Annotated in this window: 15 protein-coding genes; 11 read left to right on the top strand and 4 right to left on the bottom strand. The window is 31.2% G+C overall.

All coding sequences use genetic code 11. The annotated features are described in order from the left end of the window. Nucleotides 1–32: 32 nt before the first annotated feature. A complete protein-coding gene (locus tag Q0050_RS02450; RefSeq protein WP_298392329.1) occupies nt 33–1073 on the bottom strand; it encodes an RluA family pseudouridine synthase in 1041 nt (346 codons plus the stop codon). Beyond that, nucleotides 1063–1686, bottom strand: coding sequence for a PASTA domain-containing protein (locus tag Q0050_RS02455; RefSeq protein ID WP_298392331.1), 624 nt, complete (start codon nt 1684–1686; stop codon nt 1063–1065). Before Q0050_RS02455 ends, Q0050_RS02450 begins: the two co-directional genes overlap by 11 nt. An 84-nt stretch (nt 1687–1770) precedes the next feature. On the opposite strand from Q0050_RS02455, the gene Q0050_RS02460 reads away from it, so the two are divergent. The 9 genes from Q0050_RS02460 to Q0050_RS02500 all read left to right on the top strand — a co-directional run bounded on the left by Q0050_RS02460 (nt 1771) and on the right by Q0050_RS02500 (nt 9442). Then, on the top strand, nt 1771–2757 hold the full coding sequence (locus Q0050_RS02460) for a D-alanine--D-alanine ligase (RefSeq protein ID WP_298392333.1): 987 nt from the start codon (nt 1771–1773) through the stop codon (nt 2755–2757). Nucleotides 2758–2804: 47 nt separating this feature from the next. After that, entirely contained in the window at nt 2805–3029 is a 225-nt protein-coding gene (locus Q0050_RS02465) for a DUF433 domain-containing protein (RefSeq protein ID WP_298392335.1), read from the top strand. Then, complete coding sequence (locus Q0050_RS02470) at nt 3026–3367, top strand: DUF5615 family PIN-like protein (protein WP_298392337.1); 342 nt, start codon at nt 3026–3028, stop codon at nt 3365–3367. The genes Q0050_RS02465 and Q0050_RS02470 overlap by 4 nt, the downstream gene beginning before the upstream one ends. 2 nt (nt 3368–3369) lie before the next feature. Next, complete coding sequence (gene coaD / locus Q0050_RS02475; protein ID WP_298392339.1) at nt 3370–3822, top strand: pantetheine-phosphate adenylyltransferase; 453 nt, start codon at nt 3370–3372, stop codon at nt 3820–3822. Nucleotides 3823–4251: 429 nt separating this feature from the next. After that, nucleotides 4252–4896 (top strand): hypothetical protein, encoded by a 645-nt coding sequence (locus Q0050_RS02480; protein ID WP_298392341.1) that lies wholly within the window; start codon nt 4252–4254, stop codon nt 4894–4896. Nucleotides 4897–5041: 145 nt separating this feature from the next. Continuing rightward, entirely contained in the window at nt 5042–5737 is a 696-nt protein-coding gene (locus Q0050_RS02485) for an SH3 domain-containing protein (RefSeq protein ID WP_298392343.1), read from the top strand. Nucleotides 5738–6090: 353 nt separating this feature from the next. Next, nucleotides 6091–7038, top strand: a complete 948-nt coding sequence (locus Q0050_RS02490; protein WP_298392344.1) for an SMEK domain-containing protein — start codon at nt 6091–6093, stop codon at nt 7036–7038. Then, nucleotides 7035–7538 carry a hypothetical protein gene (locus Q0050_RS02495; RefSeq protein WP_298392346.1) on the top strand — a complete coding sequence of 168 codons (504 nt, stop codon included), beginning with the start codon at nt 7035–7037 and terminating at the stop codon, nt 7536–7538. The genes Q0050_RS02490 and Q0050_RS02495 overlap by 4 nt, the downstream gene beginning before the upstream one ends. Next, entirely contained in the window at nt 7526–9442 is a 1917-nt protein-coding gene (locus Q0050_RS02500) for an AAA family ATPase (RefSeq protein WP_298392348.1), read from the top strand. Before Q0050_RS02495 ends, Q0050_RS02500 begins: the two co-directional genes overlap by 13 nt. Before the next feature lie 81 nt (nt 9443–9523). Here Q0050_RS02500 and Q0050_RS02505 read toward each other — a convergent pair whose 3' ends face one another. Next, complete coding sequence (locus Q0050_RS02505; RefSeq protein WP_298392350.1) at nt 9524–10867, bottom strand: DEAD/DEAH box helicase; 1344 nt, start codon at nt 10865–10867, stop codon at nt 9524–9526. A 250-nt stretch (nt 10868–11117) separates the two neighbouring features. On the opposite strand from Q0050_RS02505, the gene Q0050_RS02510 reads away from it, so the two are divergent. Then, nucleotides 11118–12845: a hypothetical protein gene (locus Q0050_RS02510; protein WP_298392352.1), complete on the top strand. Its 1728-nt coding sequence runs from the start codon at nt 11118–11120 to the stop codon at nt 12843–12845. A gap of 135 nt (nt 12846–12980) precedes the next feature. Further along, a complete protein-coding gene (locus Q0050_RS02515) occupies nt 12981–13385 on the top strand; it encodes a hypothetical protein (RefSeq protein WP_298392354.1) in 405 nt (134 codons plus the stop codon). A 208-nt stretch (nt 13386–13593) separates the two neighbouring features. On the opposite strand, the gene Q0050_RS02520 is transcribed toward Q0050_RS02515, so the two are convergent. Continuing rightward, nucleotides 13594–14130, bottom strand: a 537-nt coding sequence (locus Q0050_RS02520) for an NUDIX domain-containing protein (protein ID WP_298392356.1), incomplete at its 5' end; no start/stop codon positions are given.

Below are 14130 nucleotides of genomic sequence, written 5' to 3' on the forward strand. Positions count from 1 at the left end.
AAAGACCTTTAGAAATCCTAAAGGTCTTTTTTTTATTCTTCGTCGTCTGAAGTATTTGATTTGGAATAATTCCTCCACTTCTCAATACAATCCGCCATATCTTTCGGAATTTCAGTATCAAAGCGCATCATTTCGCCAGTATTCGGATGAATAAACCCTAGTGTTTTAGCGTGAAGTGCTTGTCTTGGTAAGGTCTTAAAACAATTATCGATAAACTGTTTGTATTTAGTAAAAGTAGTTCCTTTTAAAATTAAATTACCGCCATAACGTTCATCATTAAATAACGTATGTCCGATATGCTTCATGTGCACACGAATTTGATGTGTTCTACCCGTTTCTAATTTGCAAGAAAGTAGCGTTACATATCCTAATCGTTCAATTACTTTATAATGTGTTACAGCGTGCTTTCCAATTTCTGGATCGGCAAAAACAGCCATTTGCATTCTATCTTTTAAATGTCGTGCAATATTACCAACCACTGTTCCTTCGTCTTCTTTCACATTTCCCCAAACTAAGGCAATGTATTCCCTTTCAGATGTTTTATCTTCAAATTGTTTGGCCAAATGCGTCATCGCAGCTTCGGTTTTGGCTACTACCAAAAGTCCCGAAGTATCTTTATCAATGCGATGTACCAATCCTGGTCGTTCGGAACTGTTTAACGGTAAATTCTCAAAGTGAAAAGCCAACGCGTTAACCAACGTTCCAGTATAATTTCCGTGACCCGGATGCACCACAAAATTGGGTGGTTTGTTGATTACCAACAATGCGTCATCTTCATAGACAATATCTAATGGAATGTCTTCCGGATCAACTCGGTTTTCAAAAGGTGGATGCGATAATAAAATTCTAATTACATCAAATGGTTTTACCTTGTAATTAGACTTAACAGGCACATCATTTACATAAATATCACCGTTGTTAGCCGCATTTTGAAGTTTATTTCGTGTGGCATTCGGAACCATAAGCATCAAATACTTATCAATTCTTAAAAACGCCTGACCTTTAGGAACTTCAAACTTATAATGTTCGTAGAGTTCTTCTTCTGGTTCTTGTAAATCTATATTATTGTTCATTCGACATGGAATCTATTGGGACATTATTTTCTGGAATGGAATCAAGTTGTGTTTCATCAAAAACGACTTTTCCGTCTCCAAGTACTAAATCAATTTTAGTGGCTTTGTATACTTTTTTTCCCGGTTGAATTTTCACACCATCAATCCACATTTCAAGTACCATATCTTTTCCTATATACGGAATGTATCTTATGGTTCCTTCTTGCAAACCAAGTGCTTTCAACGTCGGAACTGCTTGACGATAAGTCTTATCAATTAAATCTGGCACCACAACCATTTTAAATGTCGAAGCATTTAATTTGATATAGATAGTTCGTCCACCTTTCACTTTTGAGCCTGCAGTTGGCTCTTGTTGCACTACCGTGAGTTTTGGGAAATCAGGCTGATAATCAACCGTATCGATTATTTGATAATCCAAATCAAGTTCGTCTAACTTCTCCTCTACTTGCTCCGGATTTAATTTTGACAGATTTGGAACTGTAATTTCATCGCCATGATTGGTAATAAAAGTAATCCAATGAAAAAACAAATAAGCCAAAACACCAACAATAGCTAATGCTGCTAAACATTGAGCGAAAAAAACACGACTGGTTAAATATTTACCTAAACTCATAAATAAAATTTATTTATCGCAAAGATATAATTTTTAGTCTCAACAATTGTGCTATTTTTGTATAGTAATTAAAAACTATTTTCAATGAATGTAGCTGTTGTAATGGGTGGATATTCTGACGAATCTGTAATTTCGTTAAGAAGCGGCCAATTAATCCTTAACAATTTAGATAAAAACAAATACCAAGTGTTTGAAGTACACATCCTGTTAAACGATTGGTATTGCTTGGTTGACGGAGTAAAATATCCCATAAACAAAGCTGATTTTTCATTCACTAAAGACAACCAAACCACCACATTTGATGTCATTTCCAATACCATTCACGGCACGCCAGGCGAAGACGGACACATGCAAGCTTATTGGGAATTATTAGGAATTCCTTATACCGGTTGCGGATTTTACCAATCAAGTTTGACTTTTAACAAGCGTGATACACTTTCCGTATTGTCCAAATTTGATATTCCTAAAGCACAATCCATCTATTTATCTAAAGGCGATGCTATTGACGGCGCACAAGTGGCTGAGCAATTAGGCCTACCTTTTTTTGTAAAACCAAACCAATCCGGAAGTTCTCTTGGGGTTTCGATGGTTTCCACCTTAGATGATTTTCAAAAAGCATTAGATTTTGCTTTTGCCGAAGACCACGACATCTTGATAGAATCCTATCTTAACGGACGTGAAGTTTCTGTGGGTGTAATGAACTACAAAGGCGAAACCAAAGTAATGGGCATCACCGAAATTATATCTCAAAACAGCTTCTTTGATTATGAAGCCAAATATTTAGGAAAATCCGAAGAAATTACGCCAGCCAACATCTCCGAAGAAGTAAAAAATCGTGTAGAAGAAACCGCTAAAAAAGTCTACGAAGCACTCGGAATGTCTGGTTTTTCAAGAACCGATTTTATTATAATGAACGATATTCCGCATTTTATCGAGATCAATACCAATCCGGGCTTATCGCCACAAAGTATTTTCCCGCAACAAGCAGCTTACTCGAATATGCCTATGAGCGATTTGCTTGATAACGAAATTAGTTTAGCGTTAAAAAGAAAACTAATTTGGAAGAAATAAAGTTTTAACTTTACAAAAACTAACTAAATTAGCATAAAAAGTAGCTTATGATAAATTATCAAGAACATATAGAAATAAATCCCGAAACTCGTTTTGGGAAACCAATCCTTAAAGGAACAAGAATTTCGGTTTATGATGTCCTAAATTGGTTAGCCAATGGAATGACCATCGACGAAATTATCACTGATTTTCCTGAATTGTCAGAAGAAAAAATAAAATCTTGTTTAGCTTATGCAGCTGATAAAGAACATAAAATTAGAGTAGCATCGTGAGCTTATTGTTTGACCAAAATATATCCTTTAGGATCGTTCAAAAAGTTCAAACTTTATTTCCAAATTCTAAGCAAGTTAGAGAATTGGGATTAGAAGGAATGTCTGACGATAAAATATGGAAATTTGCCAAACAAAATAATTTTACAATTGTAACTTTTGATAGTGATTTTTTCGAAATTTCAAATTTAAAAGGTCATCCTCCAAAAATAATTTGGCTAAGAACAGGCAACACAACTACAAATAATATAATTGAAATTCTGCAACATAAAAGAGAAACCATAATCGATTTTTTAACAAATCCATTATATTCAGAAATAAGTTGTCTTGAAATAAACTAACCATGAAAAAAGCAATATTTCCCGGTTCTTTTGATCCTATTACCAACGGTCATTACGACATTATTAAAAGAGGAATTTCACTGTTTGATGAAGTTATTGTAGCCATCGGAATCAATGCCGAAAAAAAATACATGTTTTCTCTTGAAGACCGAAAACGCTTTATCGAAGAGGCTTTTAAAGACGAACCCAAAGTTAAAGTAGTCACTTATGAAGGGTTGACGATTGATTTATGCCGAAAAGAAAAAGCCGAATTCATCTTACGTGGCTTGCGAAATCCTGCCGATTTTGAATTTGAAAAAGCCATTGCCCACACCAACAGAAGATTGTCTAAAATTGAAACCGTGTTCTTATTAACCGCAGCCAAAACCTCTTACATTTCTTCAAGTATTGTGCGCGATGTATTACGAAATGGTGGCGATTATACCGTTTTAGTACCGGATTCGGTGAGAATATAAATTGATTTAAAGATTAAAAAATACTATTAAAAAGCTAAAAGTCAAAACTAATTTTTAGCTTTTTTTATGGAATGAGGAAAACCGTAATTGTTGGTGATTTATTTTATCGAGTTACTATTGATAAAAAACGATTGCAAATCTTAAAAATGTAAAATGGTCTGCCAAAACAAAAATTACTGACAATTTTTGAGAACTATTTAAACATTACCAATGGTACTAGAAAAACTTTAAAAATTTACTCCAAAAAATAAAACCACCACCAATCACAATTACAAAAATAACAAAGCTTTATATTTAGCAATCTTGTTACGATTAAATCAATGTTTTTACTATTTTTGTGACTGATAGTTAACGAAATACACTAATTCTTGAAGTCACGTAACACTACTAACAATTGCTAAACAAATAAAAACAAGAGCAACCAGTACCATGTATATTGACCACATTTTCATCATAACAACCGACAAAGGAAAAATCGCCGATAAACTAGTTGACTTTGGTTTAACCGAAGGAAGCAGCAGAATTCATATCGGACAAGGAACAACCAACCGCAAATTTTATTTCGAAAATTTTTTTTTAGAAATTTTGTGGGTGCACGATCACAACGAGATTACGAGCCACAAAACAAAACCTATGGGACTTTGGCAACGAGTAGATTTTAAAACCAACAGTTTCGCACCTTTTGGTTTGTGTTTAGTCAATACCGATGATACCGAAACATTGTTCCAAAATGCCTTTAAATACCAACCAGACTATTTCCCGCAAGGAATGTTAATTGATATCATAAAAAATGATAACCAAACCGATTTGCCGTGGACCTTTAGACTTCCATTTAAAGGACAAAAAAAAGCAGAAACAGAACCTACAATACATAAAAACAATTGTACTGTCTTAACCAAAGCCGTTTTTGAATACCAATCAAGTACTGAAAACACCTTTTTAGATCATTTTAAAAATCAAAACCAAATTCAATTCATCCAATCCACGAGACAATGGTTAAATTTAATTTTCGATAACGGCAAACAAGGAAAAAAACAAGACTTTGAGCAACTGCAACTTACAATAGAGTATTAATCACAAAGCATCAAGCCCTCTCTCACAAGCCCAAGTTTTAAATTAAATCCAATTTTCACCAATAATCCACTTCGAATTTAAAAGCTAAATTGACCTAAAAAACTTAGACTAAAAAAGTAAAATGTTGAACCCAATCAAGTTGACAATGAAAAAAATAAATGTAGTAATCACCATACTTGTCACAATAATAGCAACAAACAAGCACTTTTCACAATCCATTATTAATGATAAAGATGGCTTTGTAAATGTCAGAAAAGAAGCCTCTAAAGTGAGTAAAGTGATAGACACGCTCAAAAAAGGTCATTTAATTTATGACTTAGAACGCGAAGGTCAATGGGTAATGATTGATTATTACAAAAACAACAAATCGTTCAGCGGCTATATCTACAACGATAGATTCAAGCGCATTGCAGAGTTCAAAGAAATAAAGAGAAAATCAATCAATACCAACGAGGTAGTTTTAAGCAACGACAGCATTGAAATCAAGGTAACCAAAGCAACATTTGAACCTAAAAAACACCATTTTAACTATTCCAAAGAAAACAAAAAAGTAATTACACTCATTGACAAAAAGCACTATTACGGCACTGATGGTGAAGTGCCAAAAACACAATATGAAGCGGTTCAAGTAAAAATTAATGATAAATTAATCCAACTCCCAAAAAGCGCCACCGAAAATTTATACGAACCAAGTTTACAAAACATTACCGTTCATCACGACGAAAAAAGCAATACCATCTACATCGATGCAATCAATAGCGACGGCGCGGGTGGTTATGTGGTAGTTTGGAAAATCAAAAACGGAAAATTTGACGACCGCTACATTTTTTATGGTTTTTAAAACAAAAAATACTTACTTGTAATTACCAGCTTCGCAAAGAGTTCCTTAATAAAGCTACGCAAATGTCTCCTGACTTTGCGTTTTTTTTATTTCAACTTTTACCCTGCACCACACGAATTCATTCAAGAAAAAATAAATAAATCAACCCACAAAACCCAACAAAACCCTCTAAAAAGCTAAAAGTTAGAACTAATTTTTAGCTTTTTCTTATGGAATGAGGAAAACCGTAATTGTTGTAGAAACAAATTTTATATATTTACGATTAATTACAAACTCCTTACAAATAATCGTAAAAGTTTATTTATGTTACACATACAAAAGTTGTTTACAATATTACCCGAAATGAACAAAATATGAGTAGATCTAATTTTACTATTATAACTGAAGCTTTGAGTCACATAGCTAATAAGGTAGATTTACATAATCACCTTAATCTCCAAGACATCAACATTCTACTAGAAAATTTTTTCAGAGATTTACTAAATATAATCTATAAAGATAGAAATTTTAAAAATTTAAATGCAGAAGAAAGTAATTTTACTGCAATTGATTTAGGTGATGATAAAAAAAAATTAGCTATACAAGTAACATCTACAACTTCAATTGCAAAAGTTAGAAATACTATTGAAAAGTATAAAATGGAATATGGATATGAGAAGTTAATTATGCTTTATGTTAAAATGGATAAGCCAAACAGAACTAATGATATAAATATTGAAGCAGGAGATAAAATTGAAATTGAAGAGTGGTCAATTAAAGACTTATGTAAAAAAATAAATGACTTAACAGATGAAGATATTTTGGAAATTCAAAAAATTGTTATAAACCAAATAAATCCAAACCTTTACGATAGCTATTCCAAAAACATTGATTTATCTGGAACAGAAAATTGGGATAATTTGGAACAACAAGACATTAGGAATTTCTCAGACAAAATAACTGACGTTTGTCCAAAAATAAATAATCTAAGAATTGTAAAATACAGTAGAGATATTGCTTCAGGTGAAGCAGAACTCAGTAGATTCTCAGAAAGAGAAGTAAGAGCTATGAAATATAGAATTTTTGAAGTTTGCCAAGATGAACTAATTGAATTTTGTGAAAATAATAATTCAAAATCAATTGATATTGATATTATTAATGAACTAATAGAAAAATATACAAATAAGGCTTGTGAAATAATAGAAGAAAAATCTAAAGACTATACTTATCCTCTAAAAAACAAAGACCTTCTTAGAAAGGTAGTCTTAGCACTAATTAATGATTGTTACCTTTCATTTGACGAAAAAGGAATTTACGCATGATAACAACTAAACTAGAAGCGAAAAAAAGGATAATGTTTATTCAAAAAGAAGATTATAACTTTTTGACATTTAATTTATTAGTTCTATTAAAAGTGCTTGGAGCAAATTCTCAGGAAAGTAAGTTCCAAGATTTTAGAAAAATTGCATATTTAACTCATTTTATTTCAACAAATTCAAGTTTTAATGAGTTAAGCAAACATGAATTAGCAATAATATACAGTAAATCCCATCTTAAAAAACAACTTTTATCACATTTGATATTAATTTTAAAAAATAAAAATTACATAGGTGTTGATGTCAATTATGGAAGAAATTCATTGGATATTTGGTTAATAGAAGAAAATATTCCAAATGATTTTTTTGATAAAAATTTGTTTTACAAGGAAATTGAAAATATAAAAAATCTAAAATCGGAATTACCGAGATTAAAAATACTAACTATAAAAAATATTGTGGATACGATATTTACTAATAATAAAGTCATAACATGGGAAGTTTAGTAATAAAAAAAGTCAAATATGATGGCGATAAATACAATTACGAATCACCAAAACTTGACAATGGTATAAATATTATTATTGGTGATAATGGTTCTGGGAAAAGCACATTTACATTTTTCATAGAATATTGTTTAGGTGGATATTTGAAATATTTTAACCCTGAAAATAAAACCGAAAAATATCATGAAATAATTAATGACACAAATAATTACATTGAACTAGATATTGAAATTAATTCAGAAAGCTATTCGCTTAAACGCTTCATAGGTGGAAATATCATTCATATTAATTTTAAAAATGAATACTACTCTCTACCAATATATAGAGGAAAAAGCGAAATCGATTCTGATATTGAAATTTTTTCAGATTGGTTATTAGATAAGTTATCGATAACAAAACAAGAATTAAATTTAGGAACGATAAAGTGGAGATTAAATATAAACGATTTATTTCGCTTAATTATTTACGATCAAGACACACCTTCTAAGAAAATCTACAAAGAGCCAACAAATTTAAACTTTGTGACGGATTCTCTAGTAATCAGAAAAACCATTTTTGAAGTACTTTTAGGTATATCGTCAGATGAATATTTTCGAAAATTTGAAGATTTCAAACAAAAAACAATTTTAAGAGATAAGGAACAACTAAAGCTAGAAAATTTTGAAGAAAAATATTCGGGTATTGACTTAGATTTACTTAAAATAGATAATGATTTGAACAATATGAATTCAAAACTTGAAGAATTATATATTCAAAGAGATTTATTCATGAGTTCAAATAAAAATGTAGATAAAAAAACAATATTAATTTCTGAGTTACAGCATGAGATTATTCAACAAGAAATTGAAATATCCGATTTAAATATTGCATTAAGAAGTAACGAAATAGAATACAACAAAATTCTAGATTATTTTCAATCTCAGTCTAATGAAATTAATGAAATAGAGAAAATTATTTTTACAAATGATAAACTAAATCTTTTTTCATTTAAAGTTTGTCCATTTTGTTTATCTGAGCATAATCCTAAAGATAATCATTGTTTATGTGGCTCAGAAATAATTGACGAAGATTATGAAAAATATAGATATACATCTAAAGAATATGAAAATATCTTGAAACATAAGAAAAAAAGTTTAGAAACTATACAAACAGCTCTTGATTCTTACACAAAAGAAATAAGTAATTTTAGCAGTAAGAAAGAAAAACTAGAGACCATAATTAATGAACAAACAAATAAACTAAAAACTTTGATTGGTTCTACAAGTGTAGATACAAATACAGAAGCAATAAATCTTTTACACGACGAAATTCTTAAACAATTAAAAATAATTGAAAGTGAAGAATATAAAAAGAAAATATCAATAGAAAAACAGTTACTAATTGAAAATTACAGAATAGCAAGAAAAAATTATAAAGACGTAAAAGAAGAATTTGAAAAATTGCAAAGAAAATTTGAAATTGACAATAAAACCATAATCAGTGATTTTAACGAAATATATGAAAACTTAATATTAGATTCTTCAGCAGACGCATATAAAGCCGAAATAAATGAAGATTATATGCCAATAATTGATGATGGAATTTATAAAAATAAAAGTGCTAGTGTACCAATACGATTACTTTATTTTTATACTATTTTAGCATTAGCAATAAAATACGAAAGTGTAAAACATCCAAAACTACTAATTATAGATACACCTGAAGATTCAGGAATTGATGATGATAATTTGAAGAAAGATTTAACTCTGCTTGAAAGCGCCTTGAATTATGTCGAAGCAAGTAAAAAATCTTTCCAAGTTATATTAACTACAGGATTAGAAAAATATCCTGATGAGTTCAAAGATTTCATAAAGGAAAAATTTAATAAAAAGAATGAAGGAAAATTCATTTTAAAAGAAAAATAAAATACTGAACACAATATCGGTTATAAGAAATTGGAGTTTTTGGACTTAGTCTAAAGTTTATCTTTATCTAAATAAACAAACCTACTCCTCTTTCTTAACAACCTTCCTTGCAACCTCAATTTTAAACTTCTTTCCTTTCATTTTTTCATCGCGAATGTTAGAAAGAAACTCTTTTACCTTTTTAGATTTAACAGCAGCAAACGAAATGAAATCTTTTACTTCAATCAAACCCAAATCGCCTTTTTCAAGTTTTCCTTTTTGAGAAAAGAAACCTACAATGTCAATTTTATTCAATTTATTTTTCTTTCCGCCACTTACATAAATCGTTTGAAATTGCGGTGGTTTTGGTAAAGTAGTTGCATTTTCTACATTTAAAACAGGCATTTTATAATCTAAATACTCCATTTTTTTCTCACTTTCGTGCGCAATGACATACGCCGTTCCTGAAGCTAACATTCTCGCCGTACGACCATTTCTATGGGTAAACTCGTCTTCTTTTAAAGGCAAATGATAATGAATAACATGCTTCATTTCGGGAATGTCTAGACCACGAGCCGCTAAATCGGTCGTAATTAAATAACTCACACTACCGTTTCTAAACTGAATCAAAGCGCGTTCGCGTTCGTCTTGATCCATTCCGCCGTGATAATACGTCGAATAAATTCCTTTTTCGTTCAATGTGTCGCTTATGCGTTCGGCAGCATCACGATGATTACAAAAGATAATCGCCGCTTCCGATTGCAAAGAACAAAGCAAATTAAAAAGCGAATTAATTTTGTCCTTCTCTTTAGAAACAACCAGCTTCAAACTCAAATTGCTACTAGAATCTTCCGTTGGAATAAAATCCAAAACAGTAGGATGCAACACTCTAGTATATTTAGGAATCTCAATATCAGAAGTCGCCGACACCAAAACACGTTTGTTCAACTTGTTCAATCTCGAAATGATAAAACTCATTTGCTCGTGAAAACCCAATTGCAACGACTTATCAAATTCATCCAAAACCAACGTCTGAATGGCATCTACAGAAAAAGTTCCTCTATCCAAATGATCGGCAATGCGACCAGGCGTTCCAATCAATATCGCCGGTGGATTTGATAAATTCTTAATCTCCGTATCAATAGAATGACCACCATAACAAACATTTACTTTGTAATCGGTGCCCATTTTCTTCCAAACTTGCTCAATTTGCAAACCCAACTCACGCGATGGAACCAAAATCAAACATTGAACGTCCTTAAAAGTATCGTCTAACATTTGAAAAATAGGCAATAAAAAAGCCAAAGTTTTTCCCGAACCTGTTGGTGAAAGTAGTAAAACATTAGTATCGTTCAAGATCGTTTCTTGCGCTGCAACTTGCATTTCGTTCAATTCCTCAATACCTAAATTAAGAAGAACATTATTGGAATGTGGATTTTTATTCATTTGGCAAAGGTAGATAAAAAAGTTGCGAGTTGAAGGTTTCGGGTTACGAGTTACACACTTCGACAAGCTCAGTGTAAAAGTTGCAAGTTGATGATTTCAAGTTTTGACATAAATTTTTCAAATTATTCAAATTTCACAAACCTGCCTGTCGGCAGACAGGTCTGTGTTGCTAAAAATTGATTTTTGAAGTTGAAATTGATTTTTGAAGTTGAAATAATTCTTACTTTTGAAAACAAAAAAAATTATTCTCATGCGTTTTATAAAAGTTGCTTTCCTCCTATTCACAACAATCATTTCAGCCCAAGACAATTCGAAATACGACACCTATTTTGAAAAAGGAAACGGCAATCAAAGCGCCGATTATCAAGAAATACTTCGTTATTACGAGCAATTAGACTTAGATTTTAAAACTATTCAAGTTCTCAATATGGGTGAAACCGATAGTGGCGAACGCTTGCAAGTAGTGATTTTTAATCCTGACAAAGTATTCGATTTAAATTATGCTTCTTCCGAAAAAAGTATCCTATTAATAAACAACGGAATCCACGCCGGCGAACCTGACGGAATTGATGCAACAATGCAATTGTACCGCGATTTGGCTTTAGGAAAAATTAAAGTACCCAAAAATGTAATTGTGATTGCGATTCCTGTTTATAATATTGGAGGTTGTTTGAATAGAAATTCAACGACTCGCGTCAATCAAGATGGACCAGAAGAATATGGTTTTAGAGGAAATGCTCGAAACTTTGATTTGAACAGAGATTTCATCAAATCAGATACCAAAAACACACATAGTTTTTACAAACTATTTCAAGAATTTAATCCCGATATTTTCATTGATAATCACGTGAGCAACGGCGCAGATTATCAATATACGTTAACCTACATAATGACCGAACCTAAAAAATTAGGAACTGTTTTAGGTGATTATATGAAAAACGAATTGACGCCATCGATTGTCAAAGATTTACAGCAAAAAAAGATAGAATCAACACCGTACGTAAACGTTTGGCACGGCACACCAGACCAAGGTTTTCAGCAGTTTTTTGAAAGTCCGAGATATGCTACAGGTTACACTTCCTTATTCAATACGATGGGATTTGTTGTGGAAACACACATGTTAAAAAACTACGCCAGTCGTGTCAAAGCCACGTATGAGTTTATGGTTTCGACAATAAATTTTGCAGATAAAAATTATAAAACCATTAAATCCAAACGATTAGAAAACCAAAAACAATTTCAACCAAAAAGCGATTATACAATCAAATGGGAAATTGATACGACTAAAATTACCAAAATTCCGTTTCTAGGTTATGAAGGAAAGTACAAAAAGAGTGATGTAACCACAGGACAAAGATTGTATTACGATCGAAAAATTCCATTTACCAAATTCATTCCGTTTTTAGCCGATTTTAAATCGGTTCAAACGGTGAAAATACCGAATGCCTATGTTATTCCGCAAGGATTTTGGCCAGTAATTGATCGTTTGAAAGAAAACAAATTAGAGTTCAGAAGATTAAAAACCGATACCATAATTGAAGTAGAAAGCTACAGAATTGCTGATTATAAAACTGCCAAAACGGCTTACGAAGGACATTATCCGCACAACAATACAAAAATTACAAGTTCTAAAGTAAAAATGAATTTTAGAAAAGGGGATTATTTGTTCAAAACCGACCAAATGGGCGCGAAATTTCTAATAGAAACCTTAGAACCCGAAGCAATAGATAGTTTTTTCAATTGGAACTTTTTTGACACGCTTTTACAGCAAAAAGAAGGCTATTCCGATTATGTTTTTGAAGACTTAGCCAACGAATATCTGAACAAAAATCCAGAATTACGAGCCAAATTAGAACAAAAGAAACAAGAAGACAAAGCCTTCGCCGAAAACCCAGAAGCCCAATTAGATTGGGTTCATAAAAACTCTATCTATTACGAAAAAGCACATTTGAACTATCCAGTTTATAGGATAAATTGAGTTTTTAAAACACATAGAAACATAGTTTTAAAAAAGTGAATAAGACGTTTCGCTTTTTTAAAGAGCTCATAGCTATGTGAATGAATTCATTAGTTAGCTTTAATTATAAATCCAAAAATTCCGCACAATAATTATATGAAAAAAATAATACTCTTTTTAGTAATAATTTTGACTCTAAATTCTTGTTTTTTAGCAATTACTGGTGCTCCTCACAATCATTCATATAAAGAAATTAATGGAATTAATGATTTGAATCTAGATGTTCATTGTATGTATCTGAATAAAACATTTGAAATAAGAAATGCTGATCCAAATGATTCACTATATATTAAATCTTCAAATTTCAAAAAACCTTCAGAAAAAAAATCACTTAATGGAAAAATACAAACTGATTCAATAAGATTCTATAATTGGAGAATTGGTGATATGAAATATCATAGAAACATTTTGAAAGATACAATAGAAATTATAAAAATTAGAAATCAGAAAATTGAAAAAGTTTACATGTTTGTAGCTGAATCTGAAAATAATAAGAATTAAAAATAATAACCACAGACAAAAAAGAAATGCGAAAAATATGCTAAGTTCACTTTTTTCTCTCGCAAGAAATTGTATTTTGGAGGAAATGAAGTGTTTACGAGGTTTGCCACTTCTCGAAGCCTCAAAACGCTATGGAAAACTATTTCCTAGTTTTTAAGTGATTAAAATTTTATAGAAGCTCAGAAATTACACTTTCTTCAATTAAGAATCAGATTTTGATACTATTTTCATTTTCTTCTTCAAACAACAATTTGATATTTTCGTACGAATTTTTCAAAGCGTCCTGAATTTCTTCGGGTTTTAACCAAACCGCTTTTTTAATTCCTTCCTCTTTTTGAGGTATTAACTTGTCTTCGAAATCGGTTTTCATTTCAAACCAGTGCGTGATTTTCAAACGATAATCACCATTGCGCTTAAAAATATGATACGTTTTTTGAAGTTTTTTAGTAATCTTTAATCCTTGCACGCCAGTTTCCTCTTCAACTTCTCTTATAGAACAATCTTCGATATCTTCGCCTTTGTCGCAGCCACCTTTTGGCAAATCCCATTTTCCACCTCTAAAAATGAATAAAACCTCACCATTTTTATTGTAAACCAATCCGCCACCTGCTTTTTTAACAGGGATTTTTTCTTTGACTTTTTTCAGAATTTCCTTTTCGTCAGGATAATACAAATAAGCTTTATTAATCTTATTGTTGAACATCTTTACAATAAGCTGTTCAATGTCAACACTTTCAAGCAAAAA

The organism is Flavobacterium sp. (assembly GCF_027483985.1).
Lineage (GTDB): Bacteria > Bacteroidota > Bacteroidia > Flavobacteriales > Flavobacteriaceae > Flavobacterium.